The following is a 26464-nucleotide window of genomic DNA, read 5'->3' on the forward strand; positions in this document are numbered from 1 at the left end:
CGTTAGTTCTGGGAGACGATCCGACCATCTTCGATACGGATAATGCGGTCTGCCATCTGCGCAATTTCTTCGTTGTGAGTGATCATTACGATTGTCTGGGCGAACTTTTGACTGGTGACTTTCAAAAGGCTCAATACATCCTGGCTGGTTTTGGAATCCAGATTGCCGGTGGGTTCATCTGCCAGAATGATAGCGGGTGCTGCCGCCAGCGCACGGGCAATGGCTACCCGCTGCTGTTGACCGCCTGAGAGCTGATTGGGCAGCGCATCCAGACGATCATCCAGCCCAAGTGTCTGTACAATCTGCTGTACGAAATCCTTATTGACCTTGCCACCGTCCAGCTCAATGGGTAGAACAATATTTTCATACACATTCAGCACCGGAACAAGATTATATGCTTGGAACACAAAGCCGATTTTCCTGCGGCGGAAGATGGTCAGCGCTTCCTCCTTCAGGGAGAAAATATCCTGTCCGTCCACCATGACCGTGCCGCTTGTAGGGCGATCCAGCCCGCCCAGCATGTGCAGCAGCGTGGATTTGCCGGAGCCGGATGTGCCGACAATTGCAACAAATTCGCCCTTCTTTACACTTAAATCAACTCCATCCAACGCATGAACTGCGTTATTGCCGGAGCCATAAATCTTTTTCAGGTTTTTTGCCTGTAAAACTTCCATAAATGAGTACCTCCATGAAAAAATCTGTATGTATGAAAGGAAATGATCCTTTGATACATACAGATTATCGCATAGGAATCTTTCCACATTCTTTCCGGCGGAAAATGAAATCTAACAGTTTTGATAGAATTGTTGTTATTTCGGCAGAAATATGGAAAACGTACTTCCTTTTCCCGGAACGGAAGCAACCTTGATATAACCGCCCTCGCCGGATATGATCTGTCGGGCAAGGTATAAGCCGATGCCGACCCCTTCTTGTTTCTGCACACTATTTGAGCGGTAAAAGCGAGCAAATATCTTCGCTTGCTCAGTTTCCGGGATGCCTGAACCGGTATCCGATATATCGATCCTTGCAAACATTTCGTAACTTACGGCAGAAATCCGGATGGTGCCATGCTCTGTATATTTGATGGCGTTGTCTACGATATTAGCCAGCGCTTCCGCTGTCCATTTGAAGTCGAATACAGCAAAAGCATCTGTATCCTGCATTTGCAAAGACAATCCTTTTTCAGAAGCCTTGGCGGCATATTGTTCTACTACGCTTTCAAGCAGCGGCTGCAGCGCTGCTTGCTGAGGGGAGAGTGAAATGATCCCGTTTTCCAGTCTGGAAAGCTTTACGAGAGAATCGATCAGAAATCGCAGCTTTTCCGATTGTTTGTACAGCGCCTCCACATTTGCCTTCGCCGATGCAGGCAGAGTTCCCTCCATCAGAAGCTCGCTGTATAACAGCAGGTTTGCAATCGGCGTTTTTGTCTGGTGGGAGATGTCCGCAATCAAGGTTTTGATTTTGTCTTTTTCCTGCGCTACATTTCGAGAAGATGCTTCTGCTGCGGAAAGATAGTGTGCAAACTTTGTTTCCAAAGCAGACAGCCGGCTTTCATCAAAATTGGTTTCAGAAAAGGAGCCGGTCATGGCAGCGTCCAGCATTCTTTCGATTTCTTCCATCGTTTTTCTGGTCTTTCTCCGCTCCCATAACACAACAGCTGCCGCCGCCAGAAAACACAGCAGTATGATCACAATGCCGGTTTTATTCATCTTTTGTCACCCAGCTATAACCGATTCCATAGACGGTTTTAATATATTTCTGTGCGCCAAGCTTATCCCTCAGTCGCTTGATCGTAACAGACAAAGCATTTTCATCCACATATTCTGCGCCATCTGTCCAGATCCGGTCGACAAGGTCTCCACGGGTCATGGTGCGACCACGATTTTCAACAAGCAGACGCAGTAATTTTTGCTCTGTTTTGCTCAATTCCACTTTTGAATCTCCCACATAAAAGGTCATAGCCTCAAAGTCAAAGTGAAATAGATCCATATGGAACGGCGCGTTTTTATGGTTTGACGCTTGCTTTCGCAGTTGGGTATTCACCCTTGCCCGCAAAACCGAAAGAGAAAAGGGCTTGGTAATATAATCATCAGCGCCTCTCTCCAGTCCGTCTACGATGTCCAGATCGGTGTCGTTGGCAGTCAGCAGAATAACAGGAATATAGGGTGTGTTTTCCTTGACCTCCCGGAGCAGCTCAAGCCCACTTCCATCCGGCAGATTGATATCCAGCAGGATCAGGGATACACTCCCGCAAAGCAGCTGTTCATTCGCCGTTTTTAGGTCTTGGCAGGAAATGATCTGCCGAGCATCTGCTTTCAGCGCTTTGCATAAGCCTTGATTCAAACCGATATCATCTTCAACAATCAGTAATTGCTCCATATATCTCACTCCCTCGTTATTCAAAGGCCACCATTATTTCCTTGGGCAATTTTTCGCTCTCACAGTTCAGAAGATAGGCGATTGCTCTGCTTGCAAATTTGTTTGTTTTCACTGTATCCCAATCGGCAAGCAAAATGACCTCTGCCTTGCCGTTCTCAAAATCTAATGATATTTCGCCCCATTCGCCGTCGCAGTCTGCCTGATATTCGTAGATTGCGGCGGCGATTTTCTTTTTTCGCTTGATCTTGGATTTCTGTTTTAGCCGGACTGCATGGATTGCGCCCTCGGCAACCAACAATTCCGTCAACTTGTCCACTGCTTTTCGGTAGGCTCGTTCTGCACCGCTGGCTGTACTGCCCTCAAACATAACCGCCAGTTCTTCAAAGGTGGGGCGGTCTTTCCATGAGCTGACACGCCCACAGGTCATGCAAATTGCTAACCGTTTTTCAAGCAAGGTCTGTTCCCGGTAATTCAGTTTCTCAAATGCCCGCTGCACCTTTTCTGCCTGTATGCCGTTCCAGAGGATATCGGTATAGTTCCAGCTATCGTCAAGGGCTACATCCTCGCCTGTTTCCTCGCCGTTCTCGTCTGTCACATAGAATGGCTGCTGATTGCGGATTCCACGGACAACTTTCAGATATTCTTCCGCAAGGGCAAGATCGCAGTTGTATTTCTTGGAAAATTCGTTGACCGCATCCTTGGTATTGTGGTACAGCCAAGCCATTGACCGCACCATTTTGTAATTGGTCAGAGAGGACACCGACCATTTTTCTTCGCCCATGCGAAAACGGAGCATAGCATCCCGGATGAACGGGAAAATGTATGTAGCATACTCTGCACCCTTGGCAAGGTCATAGTCCATCAGCTTTTGGAGCATTTGCTCCCGGCAGGAGAGCTTTATATCTATAAATCGGTCTGTGTCATACAGATCGCCGCCATCCACACCGAGAAAGTCTTTGATGCGCTTGTTAAGCTGCGGCTCGTAGTGGTGTAGGAAGAATGAGAAATATATCAAATTCTTTTCCTGCAAGGCAGACAGGATATATTCGTTCAGATTGCCCACCGCTGGAGGCTCCGGTTCCAGTTGGAAGATGCGCTCTGCCGCATAAGGAATGATGCCGTCACCGTGCGGATTGACAGCGTGTTTTGGTATGTATCCGGTCATGTCCCATGAAAAATCACTCAGCATAGCGCACCTCCTTTCGGTTCTTTCTCTATCAATATCGACAGTAATTATGCATCGAACTTTTTGTTAGTAGTATTATTTTCGTCGTCCATCATATCACTTAGCACGGCAAAAGCTTGGCTCAGCGGCACAGCCTTAGAAGTCCAGTTTTTCAAACTAAACAAGTTGGAAGATTCATCAAACACATCAAATTCGTCTGTCCCATCAGTGATTTTCTTCAAGTACAACATTTCTATCAAATACAAAGCTCCCAAGATATTTAGTACATTCTCCTGCTTTGCTTGCTTCAACTGCTCATAGCGGTTGTGCTTGACATCTGTAAATGCTCCCCACCATTGCAACGACTGTGCGGGCTGGGTAATATCCCAATTCATAAACGGTTGTATTTCGATATCGTATTCCTGTACACTGATTTTTTGATTTTTTATATCCGGTGTGTTGGTCAAAATATACTGTGCATAGTCTGCAACCGTTTTTCGATCCGTTGTATTGAAACCGCAAAACTCTTTGAATACAGTATCCAACTCTGCCCCTATGGCTTGAATTAAGAGGGCATATCCGTTAGAAAATGCATCAAAATTGTCCTCATGTAGTTCTACAAACTCTATTGATTCAACAAAACGCTTTTCGAGCATTAAGTAGTATTTCCAATGATTCTGACTAAGTTCTTTTCTATTCATGTTTGTCCCTTTCTTTGTATATTTTTGCACTTGCTTCCTTTTTCAAAGCCGCCTGGTCCATTTCTTTTTCATAAGCTCCCTTGGCATAGGCTACATTGCTCAATGCCCGGAGCATCTTATCTTTTGCCAGCTTTTTCATAACCTCTGCAAGATCAGCGTCCAGAGTACCACGCTTCACATAGCGGTTTATGGTGTTCAGTCGTTTCTCATAAATCTGTTTCACCGGATGATCGTCCGCAAGCTCCCGTTGTTCTCTGCCTTTCAGGTTGCCGATCTGCCGACAGGTGCGGTGCAGCTTGTCCCCCGGTGCATAGCCGCCACAGTATTTGGTGTGCCGTGCGTTGGTGGTCAGAAACCACTTGCCGCAGATTTTGCATTTCTTTGGTGCATGACCAACACACAGGCCCTCAAAGAGATCAGACCGGAACATCCCTACAAAGGATACATAGTGCATCCGCTTGACCAGCTTCGCAACTTTTTCGCCGGGACGGATGACGGATACATACTGAACGGAATTGTTCAGGGTAGACATCCAGGCATTGCCTTCCGTGATGGAAAACTCCGGCGGGAAATAGCTGCCGAACATTTTTGCAAAACCCTCTGCGGTGCGGTCTGCTTCGTTGCCGTCTGTTTTTTCTGCAAAATCAAGCATGGCCGTTTGGTATTCCCCAAGGGAGTATGCCAGATGCCCGAAAACTGCGGTATAGCGTTGGAGCATCATCGCATCGGTAAAGTTCTGGATTTCTTCAAATTGCAAAGAATTGGTTGCGGCTTTTATGGCAAACTCCACATATTTCAGCGCATTGTCCACAGTAAAGACTTTTTCAATCCGTTCTCTGTGCTTTGAGATATTCATATAGGAGAACGGCGGTGTTTGACTGAGAATATCGAGCATCGTCAGAGCAGCTTCCTTTGCAATAGGACAGAGTGCAGAAGCATCCTGTCCGGCGTTTAATATTCCAAGCAGCAGATTGATTTTCTCGCATTGCTCGTTTATTTTTGCAATGGTATTCACAGGAACATTCAGTGCATCACAGGCAAGCGTACCGACAGGAAATGTTTTGCTCTCATATATGACCGTATCCTGCCAGAAATCCAATGTCATCAATTCTTGATTCATGCTTGCCCTCCTGTCCTGTTTTTTCATTTTTCTAATTATATCATGTAAATGTGAAGAAATCTACGTCCTCAGATAAGTTGTCCTGTTTTTTGAAACAGGATTGTCCTGTCATTAGCCTGTTTTTTGAAAAATCCGTCATAACCATAATAGAAGGAGCGAAGCACCTGCCAATCACGGCGGGTGCTTCGTGCTTTCCAGAATATTATGAACGGAGGGTTTTCTATGACAATCTATGAAACCATCAAGGCGGCAATCAGCGTCAAGCAAGCCGCCGAACACTACGGGCTGAAAGTGAGCCACAACGGCATGGCTTGCTGCCCGTTCCACAACGACAGGCATCCGAGCTTGAAGCTGAATGAGGACTATTTTTTCTGCTTCGGCTGCGGAGCCAAAGGGGATGTGATCGACCTTGTGGCAAGGCTGTTCAATCTGAGCAGTTATGAAGCAGCGCAAAAGCTGGCTTTGGACTTCGGGCTTGACCCGAAACCGCCCACTGCCGCAGCTATGGTCAAGCCGAAGCGTCCCTATATCCGTCAGTTCCGGGAGGATGAAATGCTGTGCTTCCGGGTGCTGACGGATTATTTGCATCTGTTGGAAGATTGGAAAGTGCGCTATGCTCCCAAGACACCGGAAGATGCTCTGGATGACCGTTTTGTGGAAGCCTGCCAGATGCACTGCCATATCGAATATATGGCAGATGTGCTGACGGTGGGTGATCTGGAAGAACGGGTGGCATTGGTGGACAAGCTGATGCAGGACGGCAAAATTGCTTTTCTGCAAGAGTATACCGCACAAAAGAAAAAGGAGGTGGCGCACCATGGCGAAGAACCGGAAAACGCCTGATATGAACTTGCCCATGTGGTTTGACGGGCAGAACATCAACGAAGCTCTGTTTTGTGAAGAATTTCTGCAAGAGCGCAGGATCATCTTCGCAAACGGAGCTTTTTTCACGCCCGATGGTCGAGTGACGGACGATCTTCCTCTGCGTGGGGAGATTTACGACAAGCTGAAATTCTGTGCCGTAAACAATATCCCCCGGAAGATCACCAACATTCTGGAAGTGCTGAAACTGGAAGCGCAAGTGCCGGACTTTCCACCGGAGCAGGATCGGATTCATTTGTCCAACGGTACGCTGCTATTGAACGGCACATTTACCGAGGGCAGACCGGCTATCGTGCGGAGCCGTTTGCCGGTTGCTTACAATCCCGATGCTACTGCGCCGGTGATCTGGCTGAACTTTCTGGATGGGTTGCTTTACGCCGAGGACATTCCAACTTTGCAGGAGTTTATCGGCTATTGCCTGATTCCCTCCAACAAGGGGCAGCGCATGATGGTGATTAAAGGCAACGGCGGCGAGGGTAAATCTCAAATCGGTGCGGTACTGTCTACCATCTTCGGCACGAATATGAAAGACGGCAGCATCGGCAAGATTTCTGAAAACCGCTTCGCCCGTGCCGATTTGGAACACATTCTCCTGTGCGTGGATGATGATATGCGGATGGAAGCTCTGCGCCAGACCAACTATGTAAAATCCATCGTGACAGCACAAGGCAAGATGGATTTGGAACGTAAAGGCAAGCAGAGTTATCAGGGCTGGATGTTCGCCCGATTGCTGGCATTCAGCAACGGTGATCTGCAAGCCTTGTATGACCGCAGCGACGGATTTTATCGCAGACAGCTTGTGCTGACCACCAAGGAAAAGCAGGTGGACAGAGCTGACGATCCTGATCTTGCAGAGAAGATGAAAGCTGAAGCCGAGGGTATCTTCCTGTGGGCATTTGAAGGCTTGCAGCGGCTTGTTGCCAACAACTTTAAGTTTACGGAGAGTGACCGCATCCGTGAAAATCGGGAAGCGGTCAAGCGTGACAACAACAATATCTTTGATTTCATGGAATCAGAGGGATATATCCGGTGCAAAGCGGATGCGTCCATCAGCTCCAAGGATTTCTATGAAATCTACCGGATGTGGTGCGAGGAAAACTCCCTTGCACCGCTGAAAGCCCGCAGCTTCAGCGACGCCATGATTGCCAATGCCAGAAAATTCAATCTGGAGCATTGCAACAACATCACCAACTCTGCTGGACGGCGGGTTTGGGGATTCATGGGAGTGGAAGCCATTGCACGACCTCATATAAATGGGTTTTACGGAGATTCGCCGTGTACGTACGTACCGGAGGACATTCCGGAGGAATGGCGGCAGGTCGAGTAAATCCCATTGCTGGTACGTATGTACGCAGCAAAAGAGCGTGAAACGCTTGTTATAGAAACAGCACACATCCTCTCGTTCGGGCTGTTTCTATGTCCACAGGCTTTTGAAAAAGTGTCTGTGGACACCGGCTGCAAGAGGAAGTTGACACAGAACAGCTTCATGCAGACGGGCTGACCATGGGAAAAGGCGCAGACATTTTCGCCTTGGTCAGCAGAGGTCACCGCAGTGACCGCATTCCCCCTCGGGAGAGCCCTCGGAGAGCCCACGGCACTTTGCAGCCAGTATGGATGAAAGTGTCATAGTGGGTTATTACACTTTGAAAAAGTGCCGTTCTCCAGCCTTCCGCTGTTGCAAATCTCAAAGAAAGGAAAAATCCAATGGCAAGAAATGATGGAATAGACCGTACCGTAGCCAGAAATCAGGACTTGGAAACACCGGCTGATGTGGCGAAGGTACAGGAACACAATGAGCGTGAAAAGGACAGCTACAGCAATCAGGACATCGTGCCGGAACGCACTTCTCTGAACGTCCATTTCAAAGCACCCACGGACGATTATGTAAAAATGTTTGAGCAGATGGAACAAGACGGCGTGATCTCCACCAGAGGTCTGAAACCGGATGCCGTCAAATACGGTGAGTTGGTATTTGATGTGAATTCCGCTTATTTCTACAATCATGGCGGCTATGAATTTGCGAAACAGTTTTATGCCGATGCCTACAAAGCTGCTGCGGAGATCGTAGGTGGTGAGCAGTATATCCTCTCCGCTGTGATGCACGCCGATGAGCGCAACCGAGCAATGTCCGAAGCTTTGGGCGAAGATGTGTACCACTACCACCTTCATGTGGTTTATATCCCGGTGGTGGAAAAGCAGATCCTTTGGTCGAAGCGATGCAAGGATGAAGCCCTCCGGGGAACCGTTAAGGAGGTCATCACACAGGTCAGCCGCAGTAAGAAATGGGAGTCCAAGCCGGTGCTTGGCGAGGACGGAAATCCCATGCTCAACGCAAAAGGGAAAAAGATTTTGAAGTCATCCTACAGTGTGTTGCAGGATGACTTTTTCAATTTCATGCGAAACGCCGGTTATACCGATGTGGAGCGTGGAGAACGTGGAAGCACCGAGGAACATCTGACTGTGACCCAGTTCAAGGTGCAGGCAGAACAGCAGCGGCTGGAAGCTGTGACCGGGCAGGTGGCACAGGCAGAACAGAATTTGGAGGATGCCAAAGCTGCCACAGCAAAACAGAAAAAGAAACTGGAATCTTTGCAAAAGGAAACCAAGGCGGCAAAGACCATTGCGCTGACAGTGCAGGACATTGAAGTAATGGGCAAAAAAGCCACATTCGGAAACAATATCACGCTGACACCGGATGAATGCGACACACTCAAACGCTATGCGGTCAATGGCATTATCGCCAATGCTGACAACAAGCGTCTGAAAGAAAAACTGGCTTCCGCAGAAAAGACGGTTTCCATCTGGAAGCAGCGGTATGAAGCGGTAAACGAAAAATATATGGAACTCAAACAGAAAGCCCAACCCTTTCTGGATGCACTGGAAATCGCATCCGAAAAGGTTCGGGCTTTTATCAATTCTATCCTCATCAGAGGAAAGCAAACACAGGAACACGAACACCCTGCCCGGAAGCGTGGACAGGATATGGAACTTTGATGGAGGAATCGCCTATTGAAGAAATATTATGAGGAAGCGAAATATAATGCGGCATTTGACCGCTGTGTGGATGTTATGAGCCAGATGCTCCAGAAATATGGACATCAGGTTTTGGATAAATTGGAACAGGACGCACCGCAGGGAGTGGAGCATTCCGAGGAAAGTAATCAAGCGCAGCTTCTGACGGATAAGGCTGCATAAAATTTGCAATTTACACGTTGCGTATTCGCTATGGCTATGCTATAATGATTACGCAACGTGTATTTTTTTGCTTTTGTGGAGAAAAGACGGATGGATTGTAAAAACAGAATTATAAAGTTGCGTGAAAGCACAGGACTGAATCGGAAAGATTTTTGCAAGCTCGTCCATATTCCTTACCGGACTATGACTGAATGGGAATTGGACAACCGCCATGCACCGGATTATGTGCTGTGGCTTTTGGAGTATTATATCCGCAACGAGGGACTTATGGTAAAAGGAAGGAATGAGGGAGGTGGAGATTCTGAAAAAGAAACAACTTAAATGCTATCTTTATACAAGAGTGTCCACCTCGATGCAGGTTGACGGATACAGCTTGGATGCCCAGCGTGACAAGCTGCGGAAGTATGCGGCATACGAGGATATGATCGTTGCCGGGGAGTATTCTGACGAGGGCTTTTCCGGAAAGAACATTCAAGGGCGGCAGGAGTTTCAACGGATGCTGAATGACATCCAGGACGGCAAAGATGATGTTTCTTATGTGTTGGTCTTTAAGCTGTCCCGATTTGGCAGAAATGCAGCGGACGTTCTGAATTCTTTGCAACTCATGCAGGATTTCGGTGTCAATCTGATCTGCGTGGAGGATGGCATTGACAGCTCCAAGGATGCAGGAAAGCTGATGATCTCTGTGCTGTCTGCGGTGGCAGAGATTGAGCGAGAAAATATCCGCACACAGACAATGGCAGGACGTGAGCAAAAGGCTCGTGAGGGCAAATGGAACGGCGGTTTCGCTCCATATGGATACAAACTGGAAAATGGAAACCTTGTCATTGCAGAGGATGAAGTGGAAGTAATTCGTGTCATTTATGACCGCTACATTCACACTAATGAGGGTGTTGCAGGAGTTGCAAAATATCTGAACCGCAATGGTTATACTAAGAAACTAAGACAGAATAATACCATTCCGGGATTTTCAAGAGATTTTGTGAAAAATGTATTGTACAATCCTGTTTATATGGGAAAGATTGCTTACGGCAGACGAAGAACAGAAAAGAAACAGGGTACAAGAAACGAGATGCACGTGGTTGAGCAGTCGGAGTTCCCGGTTTATGAAGGACAACACGAAGCTATCATTTCCGAAGAGGATTGGTATCTGGCACAGGAAAAGCGCAAGATCAATTCTTTTAAGCGGGAAAAGGTTAACAATCCAGACCACGCACACATCCTGTCCGGTATCTTGAAATGCCCATGCTGCGGAAAGAGTATGTACGGCAATATCGCCAAGGCGCACAGCAAGGACAAGAAAACACGGTATTATTACTACTGCAAAAATACGGTAACACCTACCGGGCATGAGTGCAGTTTCCGTCTGAATATCGAGCAGACGGAAATCAACAAATTTGTGGCGAAGGTTATCTCCGCTATGGTCAACAATCCACGGTTTGTAGAAGCGATTCAGGCGAAAATCGGAACAGCAGTTGATACAGAAGATATGGAACGGCAGATTGCTGTCCTACAAGGGCGGCTAAAGCAAGCCTTTGGAACGAAAAGCCGCTTGGAGCGTCAGATGGATACCTTGGACATCAATGATGCCCACTATGACAGAAAGATTTTGGACTTGCAGCGCCGCTATGATGAGCAGTATGACACCATAGAGGAAATCGAAGTTCAGATTGGCGAATTGCAAAGTCAGATCCGCAGCATCCAGCAGGAGAAGATTTCCGGAGACAATATCTATCGCTTGTTGCTGGCATTTGATGAAGTCTACCATTCCGCAACGGAAGCGGAGCAGAAGGAGTTTATGAAGGCCTTTATCGAGCGAATTGAGATGTTCCCGGAGAAAAGGAAAGACGGAAGCTGGATAAAGAAGATCGTATTCAATTTTCCTGTGCCTGTTGATGGTGAGGAAGTGAAAGAACTTCCCTTGGAAACTGAAACAACTGTCGAGAGTGTTGTCTTGATGTCACGAAAGAATAAATAAAGTGTCAAAGAACATCTAAAACAAGGGATTTCTGGTGTCAGGCGGAAAAGTGCTGGATATTGGAAATTCCTTTCCTTATATTTGTCAGAGTCAATCTATCTTTTTTCCAGAGGGTTATGTGTAAATAATCGCAAGGATACTAAGGAGACAGCCGTATGGATAGCGAACAGAAAAGAAGAATCCTAGATGCCCATATGCATCTGCCGACCCAGGGAATATCCTTGTCGGAGAAAAAAGAAATACTCCTTAAGGAAATGCAAAAAAACGGCATTGATGAGGGAATCGTCATCAGTGATTCCGCAATTACAAGTGAAATTGGAAGCTTAAAGGATTGTCTGGAACTGTTCTCAGATACCTGCTATGTTCATGTCGTTGGCGGAATCAGTCCTTTCTTCAATTACAAGGAGCAATGTAAACTGCTGGATACGGCTCTATCTGAAAAAAAGATTGTAGGAATCAAGCTGTTTTGCGGACATGAGTCGTTTTATCTGTCAGACAATATACTGGAGCCGGTTTATGCGCTTGCTGAAACATATAATGTGCCGGTGCTGTTTCATTCGGAAAAAGACAGCTCACAATATGCATCCTATTTTGCCGTATGCGAAGCGGTACGACAACATCCAAATATCACCTTTGTCTGCTGTCACTGCCATTATCCGAATGTAGAGGCATGCTTTCAACGGTATAAAAATGTAAATAACATCGTGTTTGATATTTCCTCCATTGCGGATGTACAAATGACAGCGGATATGAGAAAGGCTGTTCAATCCGAATTGCAAAGACATCCGGACGCTATCATGTTCGGCTCTGATTATGCAGGGTGCTCTCAGGCAGATCATTTGGATTTCGCGATGTCTCTGGCAGTATCGGATGATATACGAAACAGGCTGTTGTATAAAACTGCATACCGTGTTTTTCATTTGGCGTAGGAAAATGAAGCGCTGCATAAATTTATGAATATATATAGCCATATTGATATACATACAGCCTGTGTCTGTAGCTATCCACTATGGTGGCAGACAACTCGTGCAGTTGTATCCAATACATTCAGCTTTTCCTATGCCATTGGATGATTTGTATGCAGAATTCGCCTTTTTTTGCGGACTTACAGCAAAGAGAGTTCCTCTTTTCAACAATCTATAGTATAATACCTGTAATTGAATGTTGAGAGGGGGGGCGCATATGTATTCCCTGGGAAAAAAGCAGAAAACGCATACAAAGCTGACCATCGGTATTCTGATTCTCATGATCATAACAATGATTGGTTTGAGTTCTATGATGATACAGCAGAGCAAATCACTGATTATGAATGAAACACAGCGGTATCTTTCTGAATTATCGAAACAGACATCAAGCAGAGTGGATCAAAACATTGCAAAGAATATTGCACAGCTGCGTGAGGTCAGTGCAAATCTGTCAGAGATTGCCACAACCGATGCTGTCGGACAGACCATCATAGACAGTGTTCTAAAGGAGAACGACTTCTCCTGGATTGGCTATGTGGATATGAACGGTCTTTTGCATGTAAAAAATCATAAGACAGTCTCTGTCACAAAGCTGGAAATCGTTCTGGATGCTCTCCATAAGCAGAAAAGCGGCGTGAGTAAGCAGCTGGAAACGCTGTATGATGAAACGGGAATTCTGTATGCAGTTCCTTTTTATGTACAGGGGCACATAAAAGGAGCGATGGTTGCCTGGAGCAATACGGAAAATCTGCAGCTGCTCTCGGATACCGATACCTTCAACGGCGTTGGCTTCAGCTATATCATTTCGCAGGATGGCGATTTTATAATGTATTCCAGTAATCCATACGCCGTATTCCTGAAAAATGACTTCTATAAAAGCATTCAGGATGTGGCGGATATCGACAGCGGAAGCTCTCTTTCTAAAATGAAGTCGGATATCCATAACAGAAAAAGCGGTACCATACATTATATGGTGCATCAGGATGTCCGTGGAGAACCTGAGGAAAGGACTCTGTACTATACACCTCTGCAGGAGGGGAGCTGGTACCTGTTGTCCATAGCACCAAGTATGATTTATGCCAAAAATATACAGGACTATACGAATTTTTCCGTTATGATCAATGTATTTATCTTTCTGGTCTTCGGTATCCTTATTCTCTATATTTTGTTTACGAATACGAAATTCAATAAGGAAATCTATCGTGTTGCCTATGTGGATCCTGTGACCAACGGCTTTACTGCACCACGGTTTGAAAAGGAGCTGCAGGGAATTCTGGATAATTTTCAGCCCTTTGCGTTCGTTTCCGTCGATATTCGTAAATTCAAGCTCATCAATGACTCCTTCGGGAGCAGGGATGGAGACCGGGTATTGCAGTATGTGCATGACTGCCTGCAATCCTATTTGAAGGAAGGTGAATTTCTTGCCAGAATCTCATCGGATACATACAATCTGGTGTTGTTTACAACGGATATGGCAGAGATTCGTGAACGTCTGGAAGCAATGACGGATAAGGTGAACTCCTATAATCAGAGTAAGGAACAAACCTATTATCTGCCGTTGGATTGCGGCATCTATATTGTGACAGACAGCAGTATTGATATCGTCAATATACGTGATCGGGTAAACACCGCCAGAAAAAACAATAAGGACATGATCAGTCGCCATATGTGCTCCTGTGTATTTTATGATGACTATGACCGTGTGCAGATGCTGAAAGAGAAGAAAATGGAGAATTCCATGCAGCAGGCTCTTGAGAATGGTGAATTTATTGTATATCTGCAGCCGAAAATCAATCTGGAGAAGAGTGAAATCGTCGGAGCAGAGGCACTGGTTCGCTGGAATTCACAGGATGGACTGATATCACCCGGGGAATTTATTCCGTTCTTTGAGAAAAACGGCTTCATTGTCAAGCTGGATCTGTATGTGTTTGACTGCGTCTGCCGTCTCTTGCAGGACTGGGAAAACAGGGGAATCGCGCCTATTCCAATCTCTGTGAACCTGTCAAGAAATCATCTTTTGGATCCGCAGTTTTTGAAAAAGTATGAGGCAATACAGAAAACATATGGTATAGCTTCCCATCTGCTTGAGTTTGAGCTTACGGAAACTGTGGTATTTGAAAATCTGGAGCTGCTGAAAAATGTCATTGTACAGATTCATGCGGCAGGCTTTCAATGCTCGATGGATGATTTTGGAAGCGGCTATTCCTCCCTGAACGTATTGAAGGAAATACCGGTTGACATATTAAAGCTGGATGGTGCATTCTTCGATAAGGAAGGGGATCCAAGAGGCAATGATGTTGTGGAGACTGCGATTGAGCTTGCCAGAAAGCTTGGGATGAAGACTGTGGCAGAGGGCGTGGAAACCTTTACACAGGTGGAATTTTTGCGAAATGCAGATTGCGATATGGTACAGGGATATGTATTCTCCAAACCGTTGTCAATTGAGAATTTTGAAGTTTTGGCGTTTTCGGCAAGGAAAGCAAAAACGGACACGAATTCTGAATACAACAAGACGGGTAAGACTTCAAACGAATAAAGACGAAGACTGCCACAAGCACAGGGCAGCCCTTCTGAAATTCAGTTTTAGTGGGATATGATCAATATCACCTGAAATACAGGTTTTGCGGCATAGGATGATCAATACCACATATTTGTCATAACCAATACGTTTGAAAGAATAACGGGATCGACTGAGACTCGTTCAGAATCATGTATTTCAAAACAGACACAAGAGGAATATGAGATGATGCAGTTTCTCAGGTGCTTTTTCGATTTGTGGATAAACTTAACATAGGGAGACATCCATACGATTGTAGTTATCAATAGATGTTGAAGTCTCCCTTGCAAACACCCTAAAGTAAGAAAGAACCGTTTCTCGATTTCCTCTTTTTCTTATACCGTTTTCAGAATTCATGATACGTTTGAATGATATATGCTTTTGTGCACAGGGTTACTTTCAATGCAGCTTTTCGCATAGACTTTCGATCATGCTTTGTTTTATTCGCAATCTGCAGGATAAGCTGCAGTATTACTTCACCGGCTCACTCTTATCCTGTGGTAGTATAGGAGCTGTACCTGAGCGATATCATATAAGGAAACATGTCCTGTTCTTACAAGCCGTTCAGGAGCACCTGTGATATCATACGTAAAAAGAAAGGAAGCGCAGCAGAATAGGCACTGCGCAGATTAGACAATGACATGCCTGGATATAACAAAAACAGGCCGATGGATGCATCGCAATGCCAGAGGGCTGGAGCTGGCAAAATGGCGTTTTTACTTTGAGGGTGGTGATGCAGGGGCAGTGGTTGACGAATTGCAGTATTATCAAAATACAGATGGAGGATTCGCTCATGCTTTGGAGGCGGACTGCTGGAATCCTGCCTCTGCACCCTCTCAGATGTTTTATGCGGTACATATTCTTCATGAGCTTGATTACAAGGATAAAACACATCCGGTTATACAGGGGATGCTGCGCTATCTGGAAAGTGGAAAGGATATGGAGGACGGCTTCTGGATCAGTATTGTTTCCTCCAATAATGAATATCCGCATGCTCCATGGTGGACGAAGACAGAGAAAAAAACGTTTGATGTCTATATGCCGAATGCAGATATATGCTGGTTCATTCTGAATTTCGCACAGAAAGACAGCTCTCTGTATACTAAAGCGGAATCAATGGTACAGCGGATGCTGGATTTATTCCTTTCGCAGAAAGAGGTTGAACCGCATTCTCTGGAGTCTATGATGTTTCTTCTGCGTGAACTGCAGAAGACGGGAAGCTTTTGCGGACCGCAGACAGATGCTGCCGCTGCCCATGGAATTCAGCTGATGCGGGGATTGATTGAAGAAGATCCTGATCATTGGAATGCATACTGCATTACGCCGTCATTTTTCATACACGATCGTCTTCATCCGCTATATCCAGAGTATAGTACGCTTCTGAAGCTGGAGGTTCAAAGAATTACGGAAACAAGGGATGCCGAGGGTTGCTGGAATATCAACTGGGTATGGCAGGGGTATGAGAACGAATTTCGCCTGAGTGCAAACTGGTGGAAGAGCAGCGTTACCATGCAGAAGCTGATGCTGTATGAGACCTTTGCATAAAACCGTGCATTGCCGTAAGACTGTATCAAATCTCTGCAGTAGACGGCTGGATCCATCACATCCAAGCCTATAGGACAGCATAGCCAACGGCTTGTGATAAAGCGGTTTTATGTCAGGGTAAATGTTTGACAGTAACGGAAAAATGAATGATTTATAGGAGGATGACTTATAGCGAATGCCTGGTCATCTTCTTTTCATGCTTACAAGGGGGAGGCTGTGTGAGATCGTGGGAAGGTGAATATATGTAGGATATGCCTCATAAAAGTAATTGCTTCATCAGTATAACAAAGAACATGTGGTGATAAAAAATAGAGGATACAGGGAAGATATAGGAAAGTGAAGTGAATCCTTGGCTGTCCAAACTTTGGGGTTCGTTTCAAAGCGTCTTTTTGTTACAGATTCAGCTGATCCTGTTTACTCATTATTATGAAATGCATATAATTATCAGGAACGCTTTTTCATACAAAAACAAACAAAAGGGAAAACAGATGGTTTACCATGAGAAATTACATTTTCTTTAGATGAAATACTATGACGATAAAGGAACTGCAAATCAAGGCTCTCAGTATAATGGTTTAGGAAATGCATTGCCGGAATTATAAAGTAAGGGGTCTAACCGTTAAGCGGCCTATGCATGGCTTGGAAGTGGAAAGCCATACGGATTTCTCTAAAAGACTTTTTATTTCAGGGGTTTTGTACTAGAATAAAGGAAGAGCATAAGAGGAGGGTATTATGAAGGATACAATTAAATTAAAGGATTTTCTGGATTTTACATATCTGAGTAATCTGTCATTTGCACTGGATGAGGAGCATGGTGTTTTTGTCGGAAGTAAGTGTGTGGAGAAAGATAACAGCTATCAGATGAAGCTGTATCTGACGGATGGCGATACTGTGCGGCAGCTGACCAGCCATGGAAAGGAACAGCTCTATTTATGGGATGATAATGAAACTGTTCTGTTTGCCAATATGCGGGATGAGGAGGATCGAAAGGCTGTTGAAAACGGAGAGGAGAGAACCTGCTTCTATCGAATCAGCATTCATGGAGGAGAGGCTGTTAAGGCTTTTACCATACCATTACAGGTAACTTCCATCAAGAAGGCGGCAGATGGAGAATATGTATTCTGTGCGGATTATCATTTGGAATATTCCCGCATGTATCAAATGAATGCCGATGAGAAGGATAAAATCCTTCAGGAAAAGAAGGATATGCAGGATTATGAGGTTCTGGATGAGCTGCCCTTTTATGGAAATGGCATGGGATATACGAATAAGAAACGAAACAGCCTGTTCCTGTATCGCGAGCATGATGAAGATATAGTGCGCATCAGTGAAGAAACCTGCAATGTATATGATGTAGAGCTTTCGGATAATCATGAGATTGTATATTACACAGGTGAGAGCTACGCATGTAAACCCATAAATAAGGAAGGGGTATATGCTTATTACCGAAATACAGGAGAGCATCGTGAAATTCTTCCTGCAGGGCAGTAGTCGATTGGGAAAATTCTGCCATGGAAGGATAACATTATGATGCTGGCGAGTGAACAGAAGCGCTACGGTCTGAATGAAAACGGCATGTTTTATCAGCTGAATCCAAAAAGCGGAGCGGTAGAGCTGTTTGCCTCCTATGAGGATGCTGTTGGCTCCAGCGTAGGCAGTGACTGTCGTTATGGTGGCGGTAAGAGCATCTGTCTGTATAAGGATACGGTGTATTTTATTACGACATTGTTCAATAGGAGCAGTGTATATGCATTGCATAGTGATGGAAGCATTACACCTGTGTATGACAGGGAGGGAAGTGTGGATGTCATCGCACTTGCAAAGGACCGTTTGTATTTTGCAGGTATGCAGGATATGCGTCTACAGGAGCTGTATTCATATGATATGCACGGAAAAAGCTGTAGGCAGTTAACCGGATTCAATGAGGAATTTTATGCGGAGAAGGATATACGTCCATGCGTACCATGCAATTTCACACAGGATGGAATGGAGCTGTATGGCTGGGTGCTGGAGCCAAAGGGGTTTGATCCAAAGAAATCCTATCCGGCAATTCTGGATATTCATGGCGGACCGAAGACGGTGTATGGCGAGGTCTATTATCATGAAATGCAGGTGTGGGCAAATCAGGGATATTTTGTGTTTTTTATGAATCCGCGTGGAGGCGATGGCAGAGGTAACAGCTTTGCGGATATCCGTGGTAAGTACGGTACGATTGATTATGAGGATTTGATGAAATTCACAGATGAGGTACTGAAGAAATATCCGGCGATAGATACCGCGCGTGTCGGTGTGACAGGTGGCAGCTATGGCGGATTCATGACAAACTGGATCATCGGTCATACTGATCGATTTAAGGCTGCGGCAAGTCAGCGTTCTATCTCCAACTGGATAAGCTTTGCGCACACATCGGATATCGGAGAAATGTTCGGTGCTGATCAGCAGGGTGCTGACACATGGAAAAATGTAGATAAGCTGTGGTGGCATTCTCCTTTGAAATATGCAAATCAGTGTACGACGCCGACGCTGTTTATCCATAGTGATGAGGATTTCCGTTGTCCATACAGTGAGGGAATGCAGATGTACAGTGCCTTGTGCGAGCATGGTGTTGCGACACGCTTGTGCATGTTTAAGGGAGAGAATCACGAGCTGTCCAGGAGTGGAAAGCCAAGACACAGAGTAAAGCGTCTAAAGGAAATTACGACCTGGATGGATACCTATCTGAAGGATTAAATAGAAAAGAAAAACGAGCAGACTGTATTTGTTGAGGATACGAAGTCTGCTCGTTTTAATGCGGTTCAATTTCAAATAAGAGAGTAGGGTATTGTGACTTAGCAGTGCGGAATGCCGGTATGATTGGATATTTCTGAGCTGGTTGTGCAGAGATCTTCCCTGCTGAGGTCGTGAATACAGGTGTGTCCGCTGATTCTTGCGAAGGATTTCAATTCCTCCCGTAGTACATGCAGATAGTTTTCCAGGCGTTTCGCCCCTTTGTCTATGGAAAAATTCTTGCGTAGCTCAGGATCTTGCGTGGCAATGCCCATCGGGCATTTTCCATTGTGGCAGATACGGTACTGCTGACAGCCGATTGCTATCATGGCAGCACTTGCTATTGCGATGGCATCCGCTCCCATTGCCAGTGCCTTGATCATTTCTCCACTTGTACGAAAGCCTCCGGTAATGATGAGCTCCTGTGTCATATGGTGCTGATTCATGTATGCGCGGGCGCGGGCCAGGGCATATACGGTAGGCACTGTAGAATTGTCTTTCAGGTATTTTGGAGATGCTCCGGTTGCGCCACCGCGGCCGTCAATGGTAATGAAGTCAGGCTGTGCATATGCTATCCATTCCAGATCTGCTTCGATATGCCCGGCTGCGATTTTTATACCGATCGGACGTCCTTCACTGCGTTCTCTGAGAGATGTGACCAGCTGCTTTAAATCGTCCTTTGTTTTGATTTCTTCAAATTTCGATGGGGAAATGATGTCCTGATGCAGTGGCTTTCCACGTATGGCGGATATTTCCTCAGTGACTTTTTCTGCAGGAAGATGACCGCCCATGCCTGGTTTTGATCCCTGGCCGATTTTGATTTCGATTGCATCACTGCGTTTCAGGTTTTCATCGGTGACACTGTATTTGTTGGGAACATATTCAAAAATGTATTTGTAGGCATGATCGATTTCATCCGGGAGGATGCCGCCTTCTCCGCTGCATTGCGCGGTATGTACGGCTGCTGTTCCTTTTGCCAGTGCAGTTTTGGCTTCTTTGGAGAGGGCGCCGAAGGACATGTGGGATACGTAGACGGCATGATTAAGAACCATTGGCCTGCGTGCATTTTTCCCAATGATGGTTGTTGTATCAACATCAGCTTTATCAGCAAGTGGCGGGTGAGCGAGTTGTCCTCCTAATAGCAGGATGTCGTCCCATCCTGGTACGGATTTGTGTGTGCGCATTGCTTCAATACGGCTGGCGTTGTGAATAGCCATTTCATGAATGAGGGACATGCTGGTTTCCAGGGTGTCTTCCTTTTTGGCATTTTTCTGTATGGCAAGGGAGGTGGCATCGTTGCTTTTGGATGTAGCTGACGCGTCTTCCTCTGATGCTACTTTTTTAAAGCATTCCTTTGGAGCGATGCATAGCGGGCATTTCCATGTGCTATCAAGGTTGACCCAGGAGGTGCCTTCAACAGCTTCATCATACATGTAGCCGCATATTTCGCATACATATTTCATATAAAAAATCTCCTTCCTGTAAGCGTTTACTTTATGTGTTTATTGTACGCTGTTTAGAGAGAGATTGCAAATGGTATTGGATGGGAAGTAGTGTGTAGGAATGCAAAATCTGTACTGAGCTGTTTGATCGCCAAGCTCTGAAAAAGAGCTTGGCGGACAATTCGATCATATTGTCGATAAAGGCTGGAAATTTAGATCAACAAGCTCCGCGAAAGAGCTTGGCGTCTGGAATGTAAGTTGCAATGATTTCTAAAATCTCAATTTAGATCAACAAGCTCCGCGAAAGAGCTTGACCTGGCGGCAGGGAAACGAAAACCGACGAAGGAAATTTAGATCCACAAGCTCCGCGAAAGAGCTTGACGCAAAGATTATACGTGGCGGTACAGGAATTGATGTATTTAGATCCACAAGCTCCGCGAAAGAGCTTGACGTATTCAGTGCTGACTTCTTGAATGACCTCATGATTTAGATCCACAAGCTCCGCGAAAGAGCTTGACCGACGACAGGCTCCGCTCCGGATCCTGAAGCAGAATTTAGATCCACAAGCTCCGCGAAAGAGCTTGACCCTGTCAATCACATTCAAGGATACGGAAAAGGTATTTAGATCCACAAGCTCCGCGAAAGAGCTTGACGTTGTCTGTTTGTTTTTTACACTTTCTAAGGAGATTTAGATCCACAAGCTCCGCGAAAGAGCTTGACCTGGTCCGGCCACAAGTAGTGAGGGTGCGCCTACAATTTAGATCTACAAGCTCCGCGAAAGAGCTTGACTTTCACACATGTCATCATCTTTAAATATCTGATAATTTAGATCCACAAGCTCCGCGAAAGAGCTTGACAATGGTGTTAACTGGTCATTGGTGTGCAGTGGTATTTAGATCCACAAGCTCCGCGAAAGAGCTTGACGGTTCGTGGGCGTCAATATCTAGAGGAGTATTATATTTAGATCCACAAGCTCCGCGAAAGAGCTTGACCAAAACTGCCAGAGAGTAAAGTTACGGAAGACATATTTAGATCCACAAGCTCCGCGAAAGAGCTTGACTTTCAAACTCAAAGGCTTTATCGTCTCTACTTCAAACATTTAGATCCACAAGCTCCGCGAAAGAGCTTGACGTAGAGAAAACGAACGACAGTGTAGCAAGCCTACTATTTAGATCCACAAGCTCCGCGAAAGAGCTTGACCGATGTGATATGTTCTATCATTATCTAGGATAAATTTAGATCCACAAGCTCCGCGAAAGAGCTTGACCCTTATCATGTACTTCTGGTGTGAGGATATACGGGATATTTAGATCCACAAGCTCCGCGAAAGAGCTTGACTAAACGTGTTATTTGTGATTGCCAGACAATAGAAATTTAGATCCACAAGCTCCGCGAAAGAGCTTGACTAAAATTAGGTGATATATTAATTCATATAATAATATTTAGATCCACAAGCTCCGCGAAAGAGCTTGACAATCATCCTCATCATTTTGATAACACCATCCTTGATTTAGATCCACAAGCTCCGCGAAAGAGCTTGACCATATAAGCGTTCGTATTAGTAACGGCGCTTAAAGATTTAGATCCACAAGCTCCGCGAAAGAGCTTGACGAGGATTTACTAAGAGAGGGCGTACCAATGATGATATTTAGATCCACAAGCTCCGCGAAAGAGCTTGACAGTTACGCAAGAAATTATAAAGAAGCGAAAGATATTTAGATCCACAAGCTCCGCGAAAGAGCTTGACCATTCTGACCTACATATAACAGCCCCCAAGGCTATTTAGATCCACAAGCTCCGCGAAAGAGCTTGACGGGATGATTATACGTCTAATGTCTTGGCTGTTAATAATTTAGATCCACAAGCTCCGCGAAAGAGCTTGACCTACGGGAGCTTTATATAATTGTATATATAATGAGGATTTAGATCCACAAGCTCCGCGAAAGAGCTTGACGTTTGCTAATGTATCACTTCCAGTTGTCATCTTTTTATTTAGATCCACAAGCTCCGCGAAAGAGCTTGACTGCGAGATTTGTGATAAACCACTCCGAATGTAACAAAAAATATTATTTACATTTAATTATCTATCGTACTTTTATTGTAAATTGTTACATTTTGTTTTAAAACACAATTATGTGGCGCGAACCTCCCTGGAAAATCATGTGAGCTTGGGGTTCGCGCAAAGAACATGTGAGTGGATATGATATCTCTACTTTTATTATAACAGAAACTTTACAAAGTGCTAAACAAAAATGTAATTGAGGTCAGTTTTTAGAATCTGTTAGTGTACACCATACGAAGGTTGTGAAATTCACCCATCAGCTATTGAAGGGACCGGTCTTTTCTTTTATAATGAGAGAAATATGAAATATCAGGAAAGAGGGAGAATATGAAATTTTCCAAACGAATGGATTTACTTGCGGAAGGTGTTTTCAGCAGGCTTGATGAAGAAAAACAAAACATGCTGGCTAGTGGGAAAGCCGTGTATGACTTTACAATAGGATCCCCTAACATAGCACCAAGTAAGGAGGTCATGGATGCACTAATCACTGCTGCACAGCAGCCGGAAAGCTATATGTATTCACTTCATGATACAAAAGAATTAAAAGAAACAATACAAGCCTGGTACAGAAAACGATATCAGGTAGAATTGGATACAGAAACAGAGATACTGTCTCTGCAGGGATCTCAGGAAGGACTTGCACATGTCGCATTGGCACTATGTGATGAAGGTGATATTGTTCTCATCCCTGCTCCCAGCTACCCTATCTTTGCGAATGGACCGAAAATAGCAGGGGCAGAGTTATATGAAATGCCGATGCTGAAAGAATATGATTATCTGATTCAATTCGATGCAATTCCTGAAGAAATAGCAGAAAAGGCTAAGATGATGATTATATCCTATCCGAATAATCCAACAGGCGCTACGGCTCCAGATAGCTTTTATGAAGAATTAATTCAATTTGCAAAGGCACATGATATTATCGTCATTCACGATACAGCCTACAGCAATCTTGTGTTTGATGGAGAGGAAGGAAAAAGCTTCTTATATTATGCGGGTGCAAAGGATATTGGTATCGAATTTAATTCCTTTAGTAAAACCTATGGCATGGCTGGAGCACGTATTGGAATATGTGTGGGTAATGCGGAAATCGTCGGTATTCTGAGAAAACTGAAAAGTAATATTGATTACGGTATGTTTTTACCTATTCAAAAAGCCGCAATCGCAGCTTTAACGCAAGACCAGAGCATTGTGAAGGAAACCCGTGAAACCTACCAGAGAAGAAGAAATCGTATTGTTGCTGGCGCTGCAGCTGCAGGCTGGCACATCGCTTCATGCAAGAGTACCATGTTCTTATGGGCACAGATACCGGAAGGCTATGGAAGCAGTGAAGAATTCGCTTTAAACCTGTTAAAATGCAGCGGAATGCTGGTGACTCCTGGCAGTTCTTTTGGAGCATATGGTGAGGGCTTTGTACGAATTGCACTTGTTCAAAGTGATGAAGTTATCGAACAGGCATTGCAGGCTTTAAAGGAAAGCCGGTTCTTTCTGAAATGAAAACACTGATTGCAATCGGCGGCGGAAGCTTTCAAAAGCAGGAAACAATGTCAATCGACACCTATGCGATTTCCAGGTGTGGAAAAACACAACCACATGTATTGTTTATTCCGCTAGCAGGCAGAGACGATCAGGGCTATGCGAAACGCTTCAAGCAATATTACCGCAGCCTTGGCTGTCAGGTCGAAGCTTTGCGTCTGCTGCATACAAAGCTGAGTAATGAAGAAATATATAAGAAATTCCGTTCACAGGATATGATATATCTTGGGGCAGGCGATACCGTGTTTCTCATGAAGCAGCTGAAATTGCGAAAACTGGATCTGCTTTTAAAGGAGCTTTCCAATCAGGGAATCGTCATCTGCGGTCTCAGTGCCGGGGCGAATGCTCTCTTTGAATATGGCTACAGCAACATCGCATCAGACACATTTGAACTTGTGAATGGTATGGGTATGATCGAAGGAGCGTTCTGTCCACATTATCAGAAGGAAGAACGTAAATCCTTCGATATGGTATGCAGGAAACAGAATTTGCCGGCTATCGGCTGTGCGGATCAGTGTGCTTATGTAGTTACGGATGAAAAGAGATTTTTCCTCGAGTGAAGAATCTTTTTCTTTTATCAGATCTTCGGGTAATATTACTTGCAAATTGTTTCATTTTTGTCTATAATGTACAAGTCTATAGAAACATCGTATATACTTTCGACATGATGGTGAAAGCGTTTCTACCTGAAAACCAATTTCAGACTACGATGGAAGCTTATATACGAATACTGCGGGTTGCGGTGTTTTTTTGTTTTGGGAGACAGAAAAGAGGGAATTATGTTAGAAAAATTATTCAAATTGAACGTGAAGCAGACTTCTGTGAAAACCGAGGTAATTGCCGGTATTACAACCTTTCTGGCAATGGCCTATATTCTTGGGGTAAACCCGTCTATTCTGCATGATGCAGGTATGGATCGCGCATCTGTTTTTATGGCAACAGCTATTTCTGCAGGCTTTGCCTCTATCGTTATGGGATTGGTGGCGAACTATCCGGTTGCGCTTGCTGCCGGTATGGGGGTAAATGCATTATTCGCCTACACGATCTGCGGGCAGATGGGGATGAGCTGGCAGGCTGCATTGGCTGGCGTATTCATTTCCGGTTTGATTTTCATCGTGATTTCTGTTACCGGTATTCGTAAGGCGATTATCAATGCAATTCCAAAGCAGCTGAAGATGGCAATTGGTGCCGGTATCGGTTTCTTTATCGCTTTTGTTGGATTGAAAAATGCAGGAATTGTCGCAGGGAGTGCATCTACCTTTGTGACAATCGGTAATTTTGCGGATCCACAGGTGTTGCTTGCACTCTTCGGTATTCTGCTGACCATCGCTTTGCTTGTTAAGAAGGTACCGGCTGCTGTTTTTGTCGGAATGGTGATTACTGCGGTGATTGGAATTGTCTGCGGTGCAGCATTTGGTTTAAAGGGAATGCCGGCATTGCCTGATACATTCTTCGAAATGAATTTTCATCTGAATGCGGCAGGTTCTTTTATGGATGGTTTCGGTGAGCTGTTCGCGAATCCGTTGAATGCGTTTGTTGTGATTTTCTCCTTTCTGTTTGTGGATTTCTTTGATACTGCCGGTACGCTGGTTGCTGTTGCGAACCGAATCGGTCTGGTGAATGAAAAGGGTGAGCTGGAGAATGTGGAGCGTGCACTTGTTGCGGATGCAGTAGGTACTGTTGCAGGTGCTGCGTTAGGAACTTCTACGGTTACCTCCTTTGTGGAATCAACTTCCGGTGTTGAGGTTGGCGGTAGAACCGGTTTAACTGCATGTACGACGGGTATACTGTTCTTTGTATCCATTCTGTTTTCACCCATCGTGTTATCTGCGGTAACAAATGCGGTTACGGCTCCTGCTCTTGTTGTTGTGGGTATTCTGATGGCACAGCAGCTGAAGGAAATCGAATGGGATAACATGGTTTATGCGACAGCCGGATTCATTACCGTTCTTATGATGATTCTGACATATTCCATTTCCAATGGGATTGCGTTTGGATTTATTGCCTACGCGATTGCAATGACGGCTGCCGGTAAAACAAAGGAAGTACATATCACGGTGTGGGTATTGATGGTGATTTTCCTAATCTACTTCGCACTGCCGCAATTTATGTAGAAAAAGATTTTAAAATCAGAAAAATAATGATATTATAATACACGGAAATCTTAGTAT

21 protein-coding genes, 1 CRISPR repeat array and 1 riboswitch are annotated in these 26464 nt (G+C 45.0%); of the genes, 14 read left to right on the forward strand and 7 right to left on the reverse strand.

Translation table 11 applies throughout. The features are described from left to right. Positions 1-2: 2 nt before the first annotated feature. The 6 genes from KSZ58_RS08955 to KSZ58_RS08980 all read right to left on the reverse strand — a co-directional run bounded on the left by KSZ58_RS08955 (position 3) and on the right by KSZ58_RS08980 (position 5365). Complete coding sequence (locus KSZ58_RS08955; protein WP_006858253.1) at positions 3-674, reverse strand: ABC transporter ATP-binding protein; 672 nt, start codon at positions 672-674, stop codon at positions 3-5. Positions 675-809: 135 nt separating this feature from the next. Further along, entirely contained in the window at positions 810-1709 is a 900-nt protein-coding gene (locus tag KSZ58_RS08960; RefSeq protein ID WP_217752676.1) for a sensor histidine kinase KdpD, read from the reverse strand. Beyond that, positions 1702-2379, reverse strand: a complete 678-nt coding sequence (locus KSZ58_RS08965; protein ID WP_217752682.1) for a response regulator transcription factor — start codon at positions 2377-2379, stop codon at positions 1702-1704. The genes KSZ58_RS08960 and KSZ58_RS08965 overlap by 8 nt, the downstream gene beginning before the upstream one ends. 16 nt (positions 2380-2395) lie before the next feature. Further along, positions 2396-3568: a hypothetical protein gene (locus KSZ58_RS08970; RefSeq protein WP_021683573.1), complete on the reverse strand. Its 1173-nt coding sequence runs from the start codon at positions 3566-3568 to the stop codon at positions 2396-2398. Positions 3569-3612: 44 nt separating this feature from the next. Beyond that, entirely contained in the window at positions 3613-4245 is a 633-nt protein-coding gene (locus KSZ58_RS08975; protein WP_021683574.1) for a hypothetical protein, read from the reverse strand. After that, positions 4238-5365 carry a DUF6076 domain-containing protein gene (locus KSZ58_RS08980; RefSeq protein ID WP_040648331.1) on the reverse strand — a complete coding sequence of 376 codons (1128 nt, stop codon included), beginning with the start codon at positions 5363-5365 and terminating at the stop codon, positions 4238-4240. Before KSZ58_RS08980 ends, KSZ58_RS08975 begins: the two co-directional genes overlap by 8 nt. Positions 5366-5587: 222 nt before the next feature. Here KSZ58_RS08980 and KSZ58_RS08985 point away from each other — a divergent pair, with 222 nt between their 5' ends. From KSZ58_RS08985 to KSZ58_RS22700, 11 genes are all read left to right on the forward strand, one after another. Beyond that, positions 5588-6208 (forward strand): CHC2 zinc finger domain-containing protein, encoded by a 621-nt coding sequence (locus KSZ58_RS08985; protein WP_055269999.1) that lies wholly within the window; start codon positions 5588-5590, stop codon positions 6206-6208. Beyond that, on the forward strand, positions 6183-7574 hold the full coding sequence (locus tag KSZ58_RS08990) for a phage/plasmid primase, P4 family (protein ID WP_118622915.1): 1392 nt from the start codon (positions 6183-6185) through the stop codon (positions 7572-7574). The genes KSZ58_RS08985 and KSZ58_RS08990 overlap by 26 nt, the downstream gene beginning before the upstream one ends. A gap of 377 nt (positions 7575-7951) precedes the next feature. Next, positions 7952-9241, forward strand: a complete 1290-nt coding sequence (locus tag KSZ58_RS08995; protein WP_021683580.1) for a plasmid recombination protein — start codon at positions 7952-7954, stop codon at positions 9239-9241. A gap of 15 nt (positions 9242-9256) precedes the next feature. After that, positions 9257-9442 carry a hypothetical protein gene (locus KSZ58_RS09000; RefSeq protein WP_021683581.1) on the forward strand — a complete coding sequence of 62 codons (186 nt, stop codon included), beginning with the start codon at positions 9257-9259 and terminating at the stop codon, positions 9440-9442. Positions 9443-9625: 183 nt separating this feature from the next. Then, a complete protein-coding gene (locus tag KSZ58_RS22690) occupies positions 9626-9763 on the forward strand; it encodes a hypothetical protein (RefSeq protein ID WP_254884712.1) in 138 nt (45 codons plus the stop codon). Beyond that, on the forward strand, positions 9735-11420 hold the full coding sequence (locus KSZ58_RS09010; RefSeq protein WP_308125123.1) for a recombinase family protein: 1686 nt from the start codon (positions 9735-9737) through the stop codon (positions 11418-11420). Before KSZ58_RS22690 ends, KSZ58_RS09010 begins: the two co-directional genes overlap by 29 nt. Before the next feature lie 155 nt (positions 11421-11575). Then, positions 11576-12349 carry an amidohydrolase family protein gene (locus KSZ58_RS09015; protein WP_022300537.1) on the forward strand — a complete coding sequence of 258 codons (774 nt, stop codon included), beginning with the start codon at positions 11576-11578 and terminating at the stop codon, positions 12347-12349. 253 nt (positions 12350-12602) lie between these two features. Beyond that, the gene (locus tag KSZ58_RS09020) at positions 12603-14921 is read left to right on the forward strand and encodes an EAL domain-containing protein (protein ID WP_217752683.1); all 2319 of its coding nucleotides are present in this window, start codon (positions 12603-12605) and stop codon (positions 14919-14921) included. Between the two features lie 657 nt (positions 14922-15578). Continuing rightward, positions 15579-16487: a hypothetical protein gene (locus KSZ58_RS09025; protein ID WP_224727297.1), complete on the forward strand. Its 909-nt coding sequence runs from the start codon at positions 15579-15581 to the stop codon at positions 16485-16487. A 732-nt stretch (positions 16488-17219) separates the two neighbouring features. After that, positions 17220-17978, forward strand: a complete 759-nt coding sequence (locus tag KSZ58_RS22695; protein WP_233104388.1) for a hypothetical protein — start codon at positions 17220-17222, stop codon at positions 17976-17978. Between the two features lie 36 nt (positions 17979-18014). Beyond that, positions 18015-19217 (forward strand): S9 family peptidase, encoded by a 1203-nt coding sequence (locus tag KSZ58_RS22700; protein ID WP_233104387.1) that lies wholly within the window; start codon positions 18015-18017, stop codon positions 19215-19217. 98 nt (positions 19218-19315) lie between these two features. Here KSZ58_RS22700 and KSZ58_RS09035 read toward each other — a convergent pair whose 3' ends face one another. Then, complete coding sequence (locus KSZ58_RS09035) at positions 19316-20716, reverse strand: glutamate synthase-related protein (protein ID WP_009269541.1); 1401 nt, start codon at positions 20714-20716, stop codon at positions 19316-19318. A gap of 120 nt (positions 20717-20836) precedes the next feature. Beyond that, positions 20837-22719: a CRISPR direct-repeat array (repeat unit 34 nt; unit sequence ATTTAGATCCACAAGCTCCGCGAAAGAGCTTGAC). 365 nt (positions 22720-23084) lie between these two features. On the opposite strand from KSZ58_RS09035, the gene KSZ58_RS09040 reads away from it, so the two are divergent. The 3 genes from KSZ58_RS09040 (at position 23085) to KSZ58_RS09050 (ending at position 26407) form a co-directional block, all read left to right on the forward strand. Next, positions 23085-24254, forward strand: coding sequence for an aminotransferase class I/II-fold pyridoxal phosphate-dependent enzyme (locus tag KSZ58_RS09040; protein ID WP_008819220.1), 1170 nt, complete (start codon positions 23085-23087; stop codon positions 24252-24254). Then, positions 24251-24853, forward strand: a complete 603-nt coding sequence (locus tag KSZ58_RS09045) for a Type 1 glutamine amidotransferase-like domain-containing protein (RefSeq protein WP_009269539.1) — start codon at positions 24251-24253, stop codon at positions 24851-24853. Before KSZ58_RS09040 ends, KSZ58_RS09045 begins: the two co-directional genes overlap by 4 nt. Before the next feature lie 67 nt (positions 24854-24920). Continuing rightward, positions 24921-25020: riboswitch (purine riboswitch) on the forward strand. A 52-nt stretch (positions 25021-25072) separates the two neighbouring features. Further along, positions 25073-26407, forward strand: a complete 1335-nt coding sequence (locus KSZ58_RS09050; RefSeq protein WP_008819218.1) for an NCS2 family permease — start codon at positions 25073-25075, stop codon at positions 26405-26407. The last annotated feature ends 57 nt before the right edge of the window (positions 26408-26464 follow it).

The sequence above is a fragment of the Erysipelatoclostridium sp. DFI.2.3 genome, from assembly GCF_019132535.1.
Lineage (GTDB): Bacteria > Bacillota_I > Bacilli_A > Erysipelotrichales > Erysipelotrichaceae > Clostridium_AQ > Clostridium_AQ innocuum.